At 43.2% G+C, this 16,550-nt stretch carries 13 protein-coding genes and 2 pseudogenes; 8 read left to right on the forward strand and 7 right to left on the reverse strand.

What is annotated here, in order from left to right; all coding sequences use genetic code 11:
- Window positions 1–930, forward strand: coding sequence for a homoserine kinase (thrB, locus tag Xbud_RS08025; protein WP_465245042.1), 930 nt, complete (start codon window positions 1–3; stop codon window positions 928–930).
- Window positions 931–932: 2 nt separating this feature from the next.
- Entirely contained in the window at window positions 933–2,225 is a 1,293-nt protein-coding gene (gene thrC / locus Xbud_RS08030; RefSeq protein WP_099135579.1) for a threonine synthase, read from the forward strand.
- 43 nt (window positions 2,226–2,268) lie between these two features.
- Here thrC and yaaA read toward each other — a convergent pair whose 3' ends face one another.
- Window positions 2,269–3,045 (reverse strand): peroxide stress protein YaaA, encoded by a 777-nt coding sequence (gene yaaA, locus Xbud_RS08035; protein ID WP_099135580.1) that lies wholly within the window; start codon window positions 3,043–3,045, stop codon window positions 2,269–2,271.
- Between the two features lie 197 nt (window positions 3,046–3,242).
- Here yaaA and tal point away from each other — a divergent pair, with 197 nt between their 5' ends.
- Together tal and mog are read left to right on the forward strand one after the other, a co-directional pair.
- Entirely contained in the window at window positions 3,243–4,196 is a 954-nt protein-coding gene (tal, locus tag Xbud_RS08040) for a transaldolase (protein WP_099135581.1), read from the forward strand.
- A 104-nt stretch (window positions 4,197–4,300) separates the two neighbouring features.
- Window positions 4,301–4,876, forward strand: a complete 576-nt coding sequence (gene mog / locus Xbud_RS08045; RefSeq protein ID WP_099135582.1) for a molybdopterin adenylyltransferase — start codon at window positions 4,301–4,303, stop codon at window positions 4,874–4,876.
- A 131-nt stretch (window positions 4,877–5,007) separates the two neighbouring features.
- On the opposite strand, the gene Xbud_RS08050 is transcribed toward mog, so the two are convergent.
- The 3 genes and pseudogenes from Xbud_RS08050 to Xbud_RS08060 form a co-directional block, all read right to left on the reverse strand.
- Window positions 5,008–6,408: a glycoside hydrolase family 1 protein gene (locus tag Xbud_RS08050; protein WP_099135583.1), complete on the reverse strand. Its 1,401-nt coding sequence runs from the start codon at window positions 6,406–6,408 to the stop codon at window positions 5,008–5,010.
- A 58-nt stretch (window positions 6,409–6,466) separates the two neighbouring features.
- A pseudogene (locus Xbud_RS08055) lies at window positions 6,467–7,861 on the reverse strand (PTS transporter subunit EIIC); the annotation flags it as partial.
- A gap of 327 nt (window positions 7,862–8,188) precedes the next feature.
- Complete coding sequence (locus Xbud_RS08060) at window positions 8,189–8,587, reverse strand: rhodanese-like domain-containing protein (RefSeq protein WP_244589883.1); 399 nt, start codon at window positions 8,585–8,587, stop codon at window positions 8,189–8,191.
- 609 nt (window positions 8,588–9,196) lie between these two features.
- On the opposite strand from Xbud_RS08060, the gene Xbud_RS08065 reads away from it, so the two are divergent.
- Window positions 9,197–10,489 (forward strand): MFS transporter, encoded by a 1,293-nt coding sequence (locus Xbud_RS08065; RefSeq protein WP_099135586.1) that lies wholly within the window; start codon window positions 9,197–9,199, stop codon window positions 10,487–10,489.
- 603 nt (window positions 10,490–11,092) lie between these two features.
- Window positions 11,093–11,541 (forward strand): annotated as a pseudogene (locus Xbud_RS08070) (DDE-type integrase/transposase/recombinase); the annotation flags it as partial.
- Between the two features lie 182 nt (window positions 11,542–11,723).
- Here the strand turns inward: Xbud_RS08070 and Xbud_RS08075 are convergent.
- From Xbud_RS08075 to satP, 3 genes are read right to left on the reverse strand one after another with little or no spacing between them, the layout of a single operon-like run.
- Window positions 11,724–12,086: a hypothetical protein gene (locus Xbud_RS08075; RefSeq protein ID WP_099135587.1), complete on the reverse strand. Its 363-nt coding sequence runs from the start codon at window positions 12,084–12,086 to the stop codon at window positions 11,724–11,726.
- Complete coding sequence (locus tag Xbud_RS08080; RefSeq protein WP_211283507.1) at window positions 12,083–12,307, reverse strand: hypothetical protein; 225 nt, start codon at window positions 12,305–12,307, stop codon at window positions 12,083–12,085. Before Xbud_RS08080 ends, Xbud_RS08075 begins: the two co-directional genes overlap by 4 nt.
- The gene (gene satP / locus Xbud_RS08085) at window positions 12,258–12,827 is read right to left on the reverse strand and encodes an acetate uptake transporter (protein WP_099135588.1); all 570 of its coding nucleotides are present in this window, start codon (window positions 12,825–12,827) and stop codon (window positions 12,258–12,260) included. Before satP ends, Xbud_RS08080 begins: the two co-directional genes overlap by 50 nt.
- A 343-nt stretch (window positions 12,828–13,170) precedes the next feature.
- Here satP and dnaK point away from each other — a divergent pair, with 343 nt between their 5' ends.
- Window positions 13,171–15,084 carry a molecular chaperone DnaK gene (dnaK, locus tag Xbud_RS08090; protein WP_099135589.1) on the forward strand — a complete coding sequence of 638 codons (1,914 nt, stop codon included), beginning with the start codon at window positions 13,171–13,173 and terminating at the stop codon, window positions 15,082–15,084.
- A 101-nt stretch (window positions 15,085–15,185) separates the two neighbouring features.
- The gene (dnaJ, locus tag Xbud_RS08095; RefSeq protein WP_099135590.1) at window positions 15,186–16,319 is read left to right on the forward strand and encodes a molecular chaperone DnaJ; all 1,134 of its coding nucleotides are present in this window, start codon (window positions 15,186–15,188) and stop codon (window positions 16,317–16,319) included.
- Window positions 16,320–16,550: the final 231 nt, after the last annotated feature.

Genomic DNA, 16,550 nt, shown 5'->3' on the forward strand with positions numbered 1-16,550 from the left:
GTGGTCAGGGTTTATGCTCCTGCCTCTATCGGTAACGTTGGAGTTGGGTTTGATGTGCTTGGCGCAGCGGTTTCTCCTGTTGATGGTTCACTGCTCGGGGATTGTGTCTCTGTCAGTGCAGCAGAAAGTTTTACTTTAAGTAATGAAGGGAAATTTATCGGCAAACTACCTGAAAATCCCAAACATAATATTGTCTACCAATGTTGGCAGCTCTTTTGCCAGCGACTGGGTAAAGAACTCCCTGTTGCCATGACACTGGAAAAAAACATGCCGATTGGCTCTGGATTAGGTTCCAGTGCCTGCTCAGTAGTTGCCGCATTAGTGGCATTAAATGAGTATGCAGGTCGTCCTTTTGGGCGCTGCCAATTACTGGACATGATGGGGGAATTAGAAGGACGAATTTCCGGTGGTGTACATTATGACAATGTTGCACCGTGTTATTTAGGTGGGCTGCAATTAATCCTGGCTCAGGAAGATAGCGTTTGTCAGTCAATTCCCGCTTTTGATGATTGGTTGTGGGTGATGGCATACCCCGGCATCAAGGTTTCGACATCAGAAGCACGCGCAATTTTGCCTGTTCACTATTCCCGCAACGATATCATTAACCATGGCCGTTATTTTGCAGGATTTATTCACGCCTGCTACACCCAACAATCTGATTTAGCGGCAAAATTGATGAAAGATGTTATTGCCGAACCTTATCGCACACAGCTTTTACCCGGTTTTGCCAACTCACGTGATGGAGTAAAAAAACTAGGTGCCCTGGCATGTAGCATCTCTGGCTCCGGTCCGACATTATTTGCGATTTGTAATGAGATGGCGATAGCGAAACAAGTTGCCCAATGGCTGCAACAACATTACGTACAGAATGACGAAGGTTTTGTTCATATTTGCCGTCTGGATCTCGCAGGCGCACGACAGGTAGGGTAACAATGAAATTATATAACTTAAAAGACAATCACGAGCAGGGCAGTTTTTCACAGGCAGTTAAACAAGGATTGGGGAAACAGCAAGGATTGTTCTTCCCGCAGGATTTACCTGAATTCAGTCGTGCCGAAATTGAGGAATTATTAAAACTGGATTTTGTCAGCCGCAGCCAGCGTATTCTTTCTGCGTTTATTGGTGATGAAATTCCCACTGAACAACTAGCTGAACGCGTTAAAAATGCTTTTACTTTTCCTGCTCCCGTATCAACTATCGAAGATGACATCGTTTCACTGGAGCTTTATCACGGCCCGACACTGGCTTTCAAAGACTTTGGCGGCCGTTTTATGGCTCAGATCCTTGCACAAATTGCAGGAGAACAACCAGTCACTATTTTGACTGCAACTTCCGGCGATACCGGAGCGGCTGTTGCTCATGCCTTTTATGGCTTAGATAACGTACAGGTGGTGATCCTCTATCCAGAAGGAAAAATCAGCCCATTACAGGAAAAACTGTTCTGCACATTGGGTGGCAATATTCACACTGTCGCTGTTCAAGGCGATTTTGATGTTTGTCAGGCGCTGGTTAAACAATCTTTTGATGATGAAGAACTGAAAAAAGCTTTGCACCTCAACTCTGCGAACTCAATTAATATCAGTCGCCTACTGGCACAAATTTGCTATTACTTTGAAGCCGTTGCACAGATCCCAGCAAAAAAACGCGAACAGTTGGTAATTTCTGTGCCTAGCGGCAACTTCGGCAACCTGACCGCAGGTTTACTGGCAAAATCGATGGGATTGCCGGTAAAACGTTTTATCGCAGCAACCAATGTTAACGACACCGTTCCCCGTTATCTGGCAGAAGGCACATGGCAACCAAACCAGACCGTTGCCACTCTCTCCAATGCGATGGATGTCAGTCAGCCAAATAACTGGCCGCGTATTGAAGAACTTTTCCGTCGCAAAGGCTGGTCACTCAGTGAACTGGGCAATGGCGTTGTGGATGACAATATCACTCAAAGCACAATTCAGGAATTAGCTGCCAAAGGCTATATTTCTGAACCTCACGCTGCCGTTGCTTACCGGGTATTACGGGATCAATTGCAGGAAGGTGAGTACGGACTGTTTTTGGGAACGGCTCATCCAGCCAAATTCAAAGAAAGTGTGGAAGCTATCCTCGGCCAGCCATTGCCGTTACCACAAGAACTAGCAGAACGTGCAGATATGGCATTGTTATCTCACGTCCTGCCTGCTGATTTCGCCACCTTACGTGAATTTCTGATGGAAAGAGCACCGAAATAACGTGGCATTTGTCACTCCACAATGATTTGTGGAGTGACCTTTATCAATGCTGTTCAGGGCGTTTAAACACCAGTTCATTGCTTTTGGAAAGAGATTCATCAAAAGCATATCCTTCCAGATTAAACTCCACCAACCGTGCTGGATTGGTCAGTTGGTTTTGAATAATAAAGCGGCTCATCAATCCACGGGCTTTTTTGGCATAGAAGCTAATAACTTTGTATTTACCATTTTTTTCATTCAGAAAAACCGGCTTGATAATGTTGGCTGACAGCTTTTTGGTATTTACTGATTTGAAATACTCATCAGAAGCTAAATTAATCAGAACATCATCACCTTGTTGCTCCAGTGCAGTATTCAGATTTTCCGTAATACGATCTCCCCAGAATTTATACAAATCTTTACCACGGGGATTTTCCAGTTTGATACCCATTTCCAAACGATAAGGCTGCATCAGATCGAGAGGGCGCAAAACCCCATATAATCCAGATAAAATTCTCAAATGAGTTTGGGCAAAATCAAAATCAGCATCTGAGAATGTTTCTGCCTGCATACCGGTATAGACATCCCCTTTGAAAGCAAGGAGCGCCTGACGAGCATTTTCCGGTGTGAAATCGGGTTTCCACTCACCAAAACGGGCTGCGTTTAATCCCGCCAGTTTATCACTGATCCCCATCAGGCTACTGATTTGTGCAGGTGTTAATGTGCGGCAGATATCGATTAACTGTTTTGACTCCTCCAACAAGGCAGGTTGACTATACTTTTCTGTTGCAAGCAGGCTTTCATAATCGAGCGTTTTGGCTGGTGAAATAGTAATAAGCATGATTCTGTTCCGAGTTTCTGAATGGTTTTCTCAATAATCGAGGCTCTTCCACTTCAATTTAGCAAAATTAACCTGAAAAAGGGGAATAACAGCGATAGAATTTTCTGACCTGACGAGCTGCACTTGACCATGTTATTATCACGAAATGGTGAGGCAACCGTACCAAAGATTTTACGTATAATGATGAGATATTAACCATGACCGATAAACTGACTTTCCTGCGTAAACTGACAACAGTAGTAGCAGATACAGGGGATATCGCGGCAATGAAATTGTACCAGCCGCAAGATGCAACAACTAACCCTTCCCTGATTTTGAATGCTGCACAGATCCCTGAATACCGCCAACTGATTGACGAAGCCATTGAATGGGCACGTCGTCAGAGCGACTCCCGTGAGCAACAAATTATTGATGCCGGCGACAAATTGGCGGTTAACATCGGTCTGGAAATTCTGAAACTGATCCCTGGCCGTATTTCCACTGAAGTTGATGCCCGTCTCTCTTATGACACTGAAGCCAGTGTCGCGAAAGCAAAACGTCTGATCAAACTGTACAACGAAGCGGGTATCAGCAATGACCGCATCCTAATCAAACTGGCTTCCACCTGGCAGGGTATCCGTGCTGCGGAGCAACTGGAAAAAGAAGGTATCAACTGTAACCTGACTCTGCTGTTCTCTTTTGCACAAGCACGCGCCTGTGCAGAAGCAGGGGTTTACCTGATCTCCCCATTTGTTGGCCGTATCCTTGATTGGTACAAAGCGAATGGCGATAAAAAAGAGTTCGCGCCACACGAAGATCCGGGTGTCATTTCTGTTTCTGAAATTTACCAGTACTACAAAGAACATGGTTACAACACGGTTGTTATGGGAGCAAGCTTCCGTAATTCCGGTGAAATTCTGGAACTGGCTGGTTGTGACCGCCTGACTATTTCTCCTGCTTTGCTGAAAGAGCTATCTGAAACAGAAGGCAAAGTTGAACGTAAACTGGGCTATGAGGGCGAAGTTAAACCTCGTCCAGCGCCAATGACTGAAGCTGAATTCTACTGGGAACACCATCAGGATGCGATGGCAACCGAGAAACTGGCAGAAGGTATCCGTAAGTTCGCTATTGATCAGACTAAACTTGAGAGCATGATCGCTGACCTGCTGTAATCCTGAACAGTACGCTATTTTTTCTTCTATAAAGGCGACATAATAGTGTCGCCTTTTTCACTATTTTTTGCTGTTTTTATTTTTTACTGTTAATTGAGGTTCGTATGGATGTATTGCGCATTGGCCTCGTATCTGTTTCTGATCGTGCTTCAAGCGGTATTTATCAGGACAAGGGCCTGCCTGCATTGGAAGAATGGCTAGGGAAAGCGGTAACCACGCCTTTCAGTATCGAAGCCCGATTGATCCCCGATGAGCAAATCCTGATTGAGCAGACCCTGTGTGAACTAGTCGATGAATTGGGCTGCCATCTGGTACTGACTACCGGGGGAACCGGCCCTACCCGTCGTGATGTGACACCAGATGCAACATTGGCTGTTGCTGATCGTGAAATGCCCGGATTTGGCGAGCAGATGCGTCAAATCAGTCTGCAATTTGTGCCAACCGCGATTTTGTCTCGTCAGGTTGGTGTGATCCGCAACCAGGCGTTGATCCTTAACCTGCCTGGACAACCAAAAGCCATTGCAGAAACGCTGGAAGGGTTGAAAGATGACAGCGGCAAGGTTTTAGTTCCGGGGATTTTTGCTAGTGTGCCCTATTGTATTCAACTGTTGGATGGCCCTTATATCGAAACTGATGAAACCGTTGTGGCCGCTTTCAGACCTAAAAGTGCCCGCCGTTAACCCCTGGTTTCCTGTGTTCAGTGGCTGATTTACGGCTATCAGTATTCAGTGATTAGACAGAAAGCACATATTAAAAAGGTTCTGAATAAAACCAGAACCTTTGAGAAAAGAAACCAACTTTACGCACTAACTCAATTCAAATTCAGACTGCCACCATGAGTTTCAATAACCTGCTTGTACCAATAGAAGCTTTTCTTACGGCGTCGTTCCAGTGTTCCTGTTCCCTGTTCATTCTGGTCAACATAGATGTACCCGTACCGCTTGGAAATCTCGCCTTTTGAGGCACTGACTAGATCAATCGGCCCCCAGCTGGTATATCCCATAATCTCCACCCCATCTTCAATTGCTTCCCTAACCTGCACAAGATGGTCATTAAGATAATGAATGCGATAATCATCCTGAATACTGCCATCAGCTTCCACGGTATCTTTGGCTCCCAAGCCATTCTCAACAATAAACAGTGGCTTCTGATAACGATCCCACAATAAATTGAGTAAGGTACGCAAACCGACCGGATCTATCTGCCACCCCCACTCTGAACTGGATAGATGCGGGTTCGGGATCATATTCAGGATATTACCCTGTTTTTTCTGGTATTCAGATTCATCCCTTGACGCACAACCACTCATGTAATAACTGAATGAGATGAAATCAACCGTATTTTTCATTTCCTGCTTATCTTGTTCAGTTATCGTCACCTCAATGCCATTTTCGCGGAAATAGCGCAATATATAGCCGGGATAAGCACCACGACACTGTACGTCACCGAAAAACAGCCATTTCTGATTTTGCTGGAGAGTTGCTAGTACATCATCCGGTTTACACGTCAATGGATACATCAGATCACCCAATAACATATTGCCAATTTTGGCATCAGGTATAATCTGATGGCACAGTTTCACCACACGGGCACTGGCTACTAATTGGTGGTGGATGGCCTGGTAGATCTCTGATTGTGTGCTGTTTTTAGGTAATCCGACTCCTGTTAGTGGTTCATGCAGTGACATATTGATTTCGTTGAACGTCAGCCACAACTTCACTTTTTTCCGATAACGAGTGAAAACCATGCGGGCATAGTACTCAAAAAAATCGAGCAGCCTGCGATTGCCCCATCCACCGTATTTTTTGACCAGTGCCCACGGCATTTCATAGTGGGACAACGTGATCAATGGCGTAATCCCATATTTCGCCATTTCATCTAATAATTTGTCATAGAATGCCAGCCCTGCTTCGTTAGGCTGCGTTTCGTCGCCTTGAGGAAAAATCCGGCTCCATGCAATGGACGTACGCAAACAGGTAAAACCCATTTCAGCAAACAGTGCGATATCTTCGGGATAACAATGATAAAAATCGATAGCAATATCTTTAAGATACTGTGTGTTATCACTCTCTCGCTCAGTGACAGGTCCCATAATACCCTGCGGTTGAACATCGGATGTTGAAAGCCCTTTTCCATCGGTTAAATAAGCCCCTTCAACCTGATTGGCAGCAACTGCACCACCCCATAGAAAATGTTTTGGAAACTGTTTCATGCGGATCTCCTCTTTGGGCACGTGATGAATAATGATGTCAGGGGCACCTTTCACCCTTATTTTCTTTTGTGGAGAGCTTGGTTGAGGCAGGAAGCCCAAACAACCATGTCAATAAAGTTGAAATGACAAAAGCCAGCGCAGTACCAATAATCGCGCCCCACACCGTATTATTGATACCCGTTGGTGGAATAAGCTGAGTAAAGGTAAGAATATTAACCAGCCCCAGTGAATAGGCAGCACTTTGGTAATAACCAACCACTGAACCGCCAATTGCTCCAGCAACACAGCCAAAAATAAATGGGCGTCGATAAGGTAGGGTCACACCATAAACCGCAGGCTCAGTAATACCAAATATCCCGGTGGTTACAGCCGAACCAGATAACATTTTCAATTTAGCATCGCGGGTACGCAGGAACACACCAAAGGCCGCTCCTGTTTGCCCTATCACTGCGGGGAGTATCAAAGGCATTAACGTATCGTGGTCAACAATAGTTAAGTTATTGATGATAATAGGAATCAATCCCCAATGGAGACCAAAAATGACACAAATTTGCCATACTCCCCCCGTAATCATCCCCGCCAGTACCGGAGCGAATCCATAAGCAATCTGATAACCTTGAGCCAGCAACTGGCTTAACCAAGTCGCCGTTGGTCCAATAACAAGAAATGTAAGAGGAGCAATCAACATGAAGCAGGCAAGGGGAGTAGTAAAATTCTTGATTGCAGCAGATAGATGAGCATCTAATGCTTTTTCAACCTTGCTGCTTGCCCAAGAGGCCAGAATAATAGGGATCACTGAAGAACTATAGTTCAGGAAGGAGAGTGGAATTCCCATAAAATACTCAGTTGTACCACCAGCTACCGTCGATGCTTTAAAGGCAGAGATGATCATGGGATGAACTAATGCACCACCAATCCCCATCGAAATAAAGGGATTACCACCGAACTTTTTACCTGCTGTATAACCAAGCACCAATGGGAAAAAGTAAAACAGAGAATCGCTGGCAGCATACCAAACATGATAAGTCCCACTGTCGGGAGACATCCATTCCAGAGTAACAGTAACCGCAAGCAATCCTTTTAAAATACCAGCCGCCGCCATAACACCCAAAAATGGGGTGAAAATACTGGAAATTATATCAATGAAGTGGTTAAAAAGGCCGTCTTTCTTATTAGCTAAATCTGATGCAGCTTCTATCTTATCAGGAGGAGCTAACACTTGTTGAATTGCCTGATAAACATCACTCACGTCATTACCGATGACTACCTGAAATTGTCCCCCACTTTCAACAACTGTCATAACATCTGACTGAGCTTTTAGCCTACCAATATCAGTAACTGCACTATCCCGCAGTTTAAATCGTAGCCGGGTTGCACAATGGACAAGACTGACAATATTCTCTTGCCCACCGACACCCGCAATAATTTCCTGGGCCAGTAGTTGGTACTTCATACTATTTCCCCATTTTTTCCTTAGATAGACCGGAAAATGCAAAACGGTGAATTTTATTCAGGCAAAAAAACTGACAATCCTCCCTTGCATACCATGCGGGGAATTATTGTCAGGTGTCATATCCTAAAGATTTTCAAGTTACGCAGCCGACAAAAACTGCAACTTGAACGACAACAGGTATACTTCCTGTTACCATTAAAAGCAGTAATAATTCACTTTCTGATATTAGTTGCTTTTAGTTATCACTCAAATTCCGAATAATAGAAGTGTGACTGTGATCGCGAAGCTCTATTATAATTGACTTATTAACCGATAATACTGATCAGGCTAAGATCCAACTTCGATACCCATCCCAGCCTCTGTCCAGCCTGAAAAGCCTTTTTTAAAACGGCTGGCATGAATACCTTTAGCACGCAATAGTTCAAGGGCATCGGCAGAAAGAACACAATAAGGCCCACGGCAATAGGCGATAATGTCCTGACGGGAAGGCAGCTCATCCAACCTGTTTTCCAGTTCATCAACAGGGATATTGATAGCATTGGGTAAATGACCTTGCTCAAACTCCTCTTTGGGTCTGACATCCAGCAAGAATGTGCTTTTTTCTTTGATTCTCTCTAACAATTCATCCCATGAAATTGCTTCCTGATTATTCGTATCACCAATTAATCTGCGCATTTCTGCCCGATTAAATTCAGCATATCTCTGGATGGCTGTGATAATATCCATGATCGGCCCTTCCCCCAGACGATAAAACACATTTTTGCCGACTTTACAGGATCGAAGCAGCCCCGCACGTTTCAAATGTTGAAGATGCTGGGAAGTATTGGCAATGGACAGACCGGAAAGCTCCGATAGAATTACCCATGAAACATTAACTCTAAAATATATACTAATCTTTACTGGATTAACATTTATATATAAATTGCACTATAGTATTATAATTTATAGGGATTGAATCAATATTTATAAACCAGATTTTACGCCTATTACTTGTCAAAGTATAAAATACCATAAATCACCCTAATAAATTATTCGATTAATCAATATAACAATAATTCAACGTAGTAATAGATATTATCTTTATACATTTGGCTAAAGGAAAATTTACAGGTGAATTTTTTCTGATAAAATTCTTAAATACATCACAAAAAATATGGCATGCCTTTCGGTAGAATTGTATCTCGCAGTTTTTCATACTTGAATTCCATTAAAAAAATTATAGAGTAGATATTTTTTAATATTGAATAAATTTTTATTTCTCATTTATTAAGATCTGATAGAGTCATAACTCTTACTTCATGAAAATCCTATTTTATAACTATAAGTCGGTACTTTATGTCACAACATCAAAATCGTTCATTAAACAAACAGGATTATAAGACTCTATTTTTAGCTTCCTTAGGTGGTGCTTTAGAGTTTTACGATTTCATTATCTTCGTCTTTTTTGCCATCGTGCTTGGTGAGCTTTTTTTCCCAGCTGACATCCCTGAATGGCTCCGGCAACTGCAAACATTTGGTATTTTTGCTGCCGGATATCTGGCCCGGCCTTTAGGTGGGATCATCATGGCACATTTCGGTGATCTAATTGGACGCAAAAAAATGTTCTCCCTCAGCATTCTGCTAATGGCCTTACCGACTCTAAGTATCGGATTGTTGCCAATTTACGACACTATCGGTATCACTGCCCCATTACTATTATTACTGATGCGGATTATGCAGGGAGCAGCAATTGGAGGTGAAGTCCCCGGAGCATGGGTATTTGTAGCGGAACATGTTCCCCACAAATATATCGGCTTTGCCTGTGGGATGCTCACCGCAGGGCTGACCCTCGGCATTTTGCTTGGTTCTTTGATAGCAACAGCAATTACTTCGGTTTATACCAAACAAGAAGTTTTAGACTGGGCATGGCGTATCCCTTTCTTTCTTGGTGGAATTTTTGGCCTGTTCGCTATGTACCTGCGCCGTTGGTTACATGAAACTCCGATATTTAAGGAAATGCAGGCACGTAAAGCATTAGCGGAAGAACTGCCCCTAAAGTCTGTGATCCTAAATCATAAACGTGCAATCACTGTTTCCATGTTGCTGACATGGCTTCTTTCGGCAGGCATTGTGGTTGTTATCTTGATGACACCAAGCTATATGCAGACCGTTTTCCATCTGGAACCGTCAATGACGCTGAAAGCCAATAGTCTGGCAATTATTGTACTTTTTATTGGCTGTATATTAGCCGGGCATTTATGCGATAAATGGGGTGCCAGCAAAGTGTTACTGGCTGGTAGCTTGCTGTTGGCTGCCGCAACATGGTTTTTCTACCACAATATCAGTGATGAACCTATCAGACTCTTCAGTGCATATGCTATGGCAGGTTTCTCTGTTGGTGTAGCAGGGGCGGTGCCTTTCGTTATGGTTCAGAGCTATCCACCTGAAATCCGGTTCAGTGGCATTTCATTTTCATATAATCTGGCCTATGCCATTTTTGGCGGATTAACTCCGATTGTGATTACTCTATTAATGAAATATACGTCACTAGCCCCAGCGTACTATATGCTGATGTTGTCTGTCATAGGGATATTCTTGGCTCTTTATTTGGATAAAAGAACAGTATTAGATAGCAAGACAAAGCACTAAAAAAATAATAAATTTACGCTTACTCAATTGATGGCGTTTTTAGCCGAATGTTCATCTGCCACGGTTGTGATGCCGATAACAATCACTTCCAAGCAACGATTACGTTCCGTCCGAACACGCCCTTTTCATTCCTTCATACATACTCCCCTGATAAACAGTCACCATCAGAGGCCGGATATGGCGAGTAAAAGGCAAGAACCTCCATGAATATCTGTCTTGAAGTCCTGCGGCTCAGATTTGAGCAAAGTCTCAGTTATCGCAATATCGCCTTTGAGACAGGCTCATAATTATCTTATTCTATAAAATAGACTAATCCCTGCATTTGGATATTTTTTCTATAAAGATTTTATTAATGGTTGGGTACAGATAAGATCACCAAGCCTATCTTTGCGTAATATATTTTCATATTGAATGATAAAAGAAAATTCTTTTTTAAATAACAGATACCACTTTTTAAAACAGAACATTTATTATTTATTTAATAATTCAATGTATTATATAAGAATATGATTACGGCTGTGTTTATAGATCAGTTTAATAGAATCAAGGTACGAATATGGGAAGGAAAAAACTATACAACGCCAAGAATATCTAATGGACGAAATGGCCGTCGTGCTTGACCTGTTTGCGCGTAAACCCATTGGCTGGGCGATGTCTTTCTCAGCGGACTCGGAGTTGACAAAGAAAGCATTAGAAATGGCTTTTGAATCAAGGGGGAAGCCACAAGGTGTTCTGTTTCACCATGCTCAAGGTAGCCACAATACCAGCAAGGCATTTAGACGGTTATTGTGGCGTTATGGCATCAAACAAAACCTGAGCCGCCGGAGTAATTGCTGGGATAACCAATGGAACGTTTCTTCAGGAGCTTAAAAAGTGAATGGATCCCTGAAGCAGGATATCCGGATTTTAGAGAAGCCTTTCGCTCAATCACGAATTATATAACAGGTTATTATAGCCAACTTCGCCCCCATTGGTACAACAATGGATTGATGCCCAACGAATCAGAACGATTATTTTGGGAAAGCGCTAAGCGAGTGACCAATTTTTATTGACCACAACAGTTTTGACCATTAATCAAAATAAAGGATTATTGATAACAGGGTTTGCATTGAATCAAAAATTAGGTACTTCATTGTACGTTCCAAATTAGCTTGAATTACAAAATTTTCCAGGCTTTGGGTTTACCCCCAATCTTAGAACCCCCACATGCCCCTGAAAGGCGCTATCCCTACAACTAAAATTTAATTTTAGCCCCTACGGTTGGTCCTGTATTTTTTATAATATAACGACCTTTATTCTTATCATAGACACTTTCCATTATTTCCGGTGTGGCGTAGGGCTCAATACTAACGCCATCAACATTACCCTCTATTGCTTTATGTTCAAGCATATAACATCTCTCTGATGAAATATTTTCTCTTGATTTTATTTCATCTATTATTTTTAAGCTTAACGGGCCGTCCTTGTTATTTTCCCCCATATATATACACAACTCATCATTCGATAATTTCGTTAAATCTTTAATATTATTTTTTGAGGAGCAACCTACAACTAAAATAAAAGCGTAAAGGAATAATGTTTTTTGTTTTTTTCTCATTTCAAACCATCTCGTCTTCCCAGCCCTTCCATAAACTTAAAGCCGCAGTGTTTTTCAAGTTCATCAGGGGCGGAACTCATTGAGGCGAGGGCATCCTTGCCCATATTGACGCCGAATAGATTTAAGCAAGCCCCAAATTCATCAAAATCAGTATTGCAAAAACGAGGGGGATCATAGATTTCTTTCACCAATTGGCAAAATAGTACGACCATACTGTTCATTCAGAACTTCGGCCATAGCCAGATAGAAAGCACTGACACCACAAATGACACCCTCATAACCAGCAAAAGTCAGAATGCTGGCATTGCCGGTAATGTTACCAATCGCCAGCAATGCAAACAGCAATGTCAGGCTACCGAAGATAAACTGCAAAGTGCGGTTAGCTTTGAATGTTCCAAAGAACATGAACAGGGTGAAAATACCCCACAAAGCGAGATAAACACCAAGGAATTCATGGCTAGTTGCTTCCGCCAACCCCATTGTTGGCAGGAACAGCAAGCCAATCAGGCTGAGCCAGAACATACCGTAAGAGGTAAACGCGGTTGCGCCAAACGTATTCCCTTTTTTGTACTCAATGATGCCAGCCAGCACCTGAGCCAAACCACCATAAAAAATTCCCATACTTAAAATGGCAGATGCTAATGGGAAAAAACCTGCGTTATGCAAATTCAACAAAATGGTTGTCATGCCAAAACCCATCAAACCCAATGGGCCTGGATTAGCCAACTGATTAGAACTCATAAGTCCCCTAAAAAAATTAATAAAACACTAAAAAAGTTCTCATGACATATTCCCACGCCAGAAAACCATAAAAGGTGGCGAATCATAATGTGATGACATCAACTACACAATGACCCAAAAAAAATTTTTTTATTAAATTTCAATTTTTTTTCAATCAGCCCCTTGATGATGAGATGAATGACCCCATTTAAGTCTCAACTACAGTTACTACTGACATTTCAGTAACAACTGAAAACATAAAATGAGGAATTTCTGGCTGACCGTGCCATTGAAAAGAAAACATTCGTCCTCATATAGCTTAGTAACTTGACCGAATATATGAATTCTTTGTGGAGGCGTTTAGATGGGTAAAATCATTGGTATCGACTTGGGAACTACCAACTCTTGTGTAGCAATTATGGACGGCGCAACAACTCGTGTGCTTGAAAACAGCGAAGGTGATCGTACCACTCCTTCAATCATCGCATATACTCAGGATGGTGAAACTCTGGTTGGTCAACCAGCTAAACGTCAGGCTGTTACTAACCCGCAAAATACTCTGTTTGCTATCAAACGCCTGATTGGTCGCCGTTTTCAGGACGAAGAAGTTCAGCGTGATGTTGCTATCATGCCATACAAAATCACCAACGCAGACAACGGTGATGCATGGCTGGAAGTAAAAGGCCAGAAAATGGCACCTCCTCAGGTTTCTGCTGAAGTTCTGAAGAAAATGAAGAAAACCGCAGAAGACTATCTGGGTGAGCCAGTAACAGAAGCAGTTATCACTGTTCCTGCTTATTTCAACGATGCACAACGTCAGGCAACTAAAGATGCTGGCCGTATCGCAGGTCTGGAAGTTAAACGTATCATTAACGAACCAACCGCTGCTGCTCTGGCTTATGGTCTGGATAAAGAAATTGGTAACCGTACTATCGCTGTTTATGACCTGGGTGGCGGTACTTTCGATATCTCTATCATCGAAATCGACGAAGTAGATGGCGAAAAAACTTATGAAGTTCTGGCAACTAACGGTGACACTCACTTGGGGGGTGAAGACTTCGATAGCCGCCTGATCAACTATTTGGTTGATGAGTTCAAGAAAGATCAGGGCATCGATCTGCGTAACGACCCACTGGCCATGCAGCGCCTGAAAGAAGCCGCAGAAAAAGCGAAAATCGAGCTGTCTTCCGCTCAGCAGACTGACGTAAACCTGCCATACATCACTGCAGATGCAACTGGTCCTAAACACATGAACGTTAAAGTGACTCGTGCGAAACTGGAATCTCTGGTTGAAGATCTGGTGAAACGGTCTATTGAGCCGCTGAAAGTCGCACTGAATGACGCTGGCCTGTCTGTATCTGACGTTCAAGATGTCATTCTGGTTGGTGGTCAAACTCGTATGCCAATGGTTCAGAAAGCTGTTGCAGACTTCTTCGGCAAAGAACCACGTAAAGACGTTAACCCAGACGAAGCTGTTGCAATGGGTGCAGCAGTTCAGGGCGGCGTATTGGCAGGCGACGTGAAAGACGTTCTGCTGCTGGACGTAACTCCACTGTCTCTGGGTATCGAAACCATGGGTGGTGTGATGACTTCGCTGATTTCGAAGAACACCACTATCCCAACCAAGCACAGCCAGGTGTTCTCTACTGCGGAAGACAATCAGTCTGCGGTAACTATCCATGTGCTGCAAGGTGAGCGTAAGCGTGCCAGCGACAACAAATCTCTGGGTCAGTTCAATCTGGATGGTATTCAGCCAGCACCTCGTGGTATACCTCAGATCGAAGTTACTTTCGACATCGATGCTGATGGTATCCTGCACGTTTCTGCGAAAGACAAAAACTCCGGGCGTGAGCAGAACATCACCATCAAAGCTTCTTCTGGCCTGAACGAGGAAGAAATCCAGCAGATGGTACGCGATGCAGAAGCAAACGCAGAAGCTGACCGTAAGTTCGAAGAACTGGTTCAGATCCGTAACCAGGCTGATCAGCTGATCCACGGTACTCGCAAGCAAGTTGAAGAAGCTGGCGACAAACTGCCTGCTAATGACAAGACTGCAATCGAAAAAGCCGTTTCTGAGTTGGAAACAGCGGTGAAAAGCGAAGACAAAGCTGAGATTGAAGCTAAGATCCAAGCTCTGGTTGAAGCTTCTAAGAAACTTCTGGAAATCGCACAGCAGCAAGCTCAGGCAGGTGCAGCTGATGCCGGCGCAGGCAACGAGAAAAAAGATGACGATGCTGTAGACGCTGAATTCGAAGAAGTTAAGGACAAAAAACAATAGCCCTTAGCGGGCAAAGTAACAGGACGCCTGTTACTTGTTAACTAGCACGGGCGTTGAGGTAACTCTACGCCCGTTTGTGCGTGTTAGGGGTAAACAATACAATGGCAAAAAAAGATTATTACGAAGTTTTGGGTATATCCAAAACAGCAGATGAAAAAGAAATAAAAAAAGCCTATAAGCGGCTGGCAATGAAATATCACCCTGACCGTAATCAGGGGGATAAAGACGCTGAGGGTAAGTTCAAAGAAATTAAAGAAGCGTATGAGATCCTGACCGACTCACAGAAACGCGCTGCTTATGACCAGTATGGTCATGCTGCCTTTGAACACGGCGGCATGGGTGGTGGCGCTGGTGGTTTTGGTGGAGCTGACTTTAGCGATATCTTTGGTGACGTTTTCGGAGATATTTTCGGTGGCGGCCGCCGTCAACAGCGTCCAAGCCGTGGTTCTGATTTGCGTTACAGTATGGAATTGACGCTGGAAGAAGCTGTCCGTGGTGTGACCAAAGAAATCCGCATCCCAACGTTGGAATCCTGTGAAAGCTGTCATGGCAGTGGTGCAAAAGCAGGCACCAGCCCAGAAACTTGCTCTACCTGTCATGGCGCTGGTCAGGTGCATATGCGCCAGGGCTTTTTTACTGTTCAGCAACCTTGCCCTCAGTGTCATGGTCGTGGAAAAATCATCAAAGAGCCTTGCAACAAGTGCCACGGTCACGGACGTGTTGAGAAATACAAAACACTGTCCGTTAAAATCCCGGCAGGTGTTGATACCGGTGACCGTATTCGCCTGAGTGGTGAAGGTGAAGCAGGTGAACACGGTGCACCAGCAGGAGATTTGTACGTTCAGGTTCAGGTCAAAACGCACCATATCTTCGAACGTGATGGCAGCAATCTCTATTGTGAAGTTCCAATCAACTTCGCAACTGCGGCATTGGGTGGCGAAATTGAAGTTCCAACCCTTGATGGCCGCGTCAGCCTGAAAATCCCTGCGGAAACTCAGACTGGCAAACTGTTCCGCATGAAAGGCAAAGGTGTTAAATCTGTCCGTGGTGGAATTCAGGGGGATTTGTTGTGCCGTGTTGTTGTAGAAACACCGGTTAAACTGAACGAAGAACAGAAAGAGCTGATGCGTAAACTGGGAGAATCTTTTGGCGAAAAAGGTGGGGAAACCAATAGCCCGCGTTCCAAAAGCTTCCTTGATGGTGTAAAAAAATTTTTTGATGATTTGACAAAGTAATTTAATATTTTGCAAAATATCTAATAATAATTCCCCCTGATCATCCTTATAATTCATTGATGTTCAGGGGATATTTTTTATTTATTAATTTTTTGTTTTTTTAATCAATTAAATTATTTTATTTCTCAATTATTATTAAAGATGCTGTTATTCTATTAATATTGCACTTTATTTAAAAAGAGTAGAAAGTATCATTTTAAAATATCCATACACAAATAATACAGCAACAAT

Source organism: Xenorhabdus budapestensis, assembly GCF_002632465.1.
GTDB classification, from domain to species: domain Bacteria; phylum Pseudomonadota; class Gammaproteobacteria; order Enterobacterales; family Enterobacteriaceae; genus Xenorhabdus; species Xenorhabdus budapestensis.

Bases quoted from the DNA above. Each gene is read 5' to 3' on its own strand.
- thrC (WP_099135579.1), top strand. From the start codon at position 933: ATGAAATTATATAACTTAAAAGACAATCACGAGCAGGGCAGTTTTTCA.
- yaaA (WP_099135580.1), bottom strand. From the start codon at position 3,045: ATGCTTATTACTATTTCACCAGCCAAAACGCTCGATTATGAAAGCCTG.
- tal (WP_099135581.1), top strand. From the start codon at position 3,243: ATGACCGATAAACTGACTTTCCTGCGTAAACTGACAACAGTAGTAGCA.
- mog (WP_099135582.1), top strand. From the start codon at position 4,301: ATGGATGTATTGCGCATTGGCCTCGTATCTGTTTCTGATCGTGCTTCA.
- Xbud_RS08050 (WP_099135583.1), bottom strand. From the start codon at position 6,408: ATGAAACAGTTTCCAAAACATTTTCTATGGGGTGGTGCAGTTGCTGCC.
- Xbud_RS08060 (WP_244589883.1), bottom strand. From the start codon at position 8,587: ATGGATATTATCACAGCCATCCAGAGATATGCTGAATTTAATCGGGCA.
- Xbud_RS08065 (WP_099135586.1), top strand. From the start codon at position 9,197: ATGTCACAACATCAAAATCGTTCATTAAACAAACAGGATTATAAGACT.
- Xbud_RS08075 (WP_099135587.1), bottom strand. From the start codon at position 12,086: ATGAGAAAAAAACAAAAAACATTATTCCTTTACGCTTTTATTTTAGTT.
- Xbud_RS08080 (WP_211283507.1), bottom strand. From the start codon at position 12,307: ATGAACAGTATGGTCGTACTATTTTGCCAATTGGTGAAAGAAATCTAT.
- satP (WP_099135588.1), bottom strand. From the start codon at position 12,827: ATGAGTTCTAATCAGTTGGCTAATCCAGGCCCATTGGGTTTGATGGGT.
- dnaK (WP_099135589.1), top strand. From the start codon at position 13,171: ATGGGTAAAATCATTGGTATCGACTTGGGAACTACCAACTCTTGTGTA.
- dnaJ (WP_099135590.1), top strand. From the start codon at position 15,186: ATGGCAAAAAAAGATTATTACGAAGTTTTGGGTATATCCAAAACAGCA.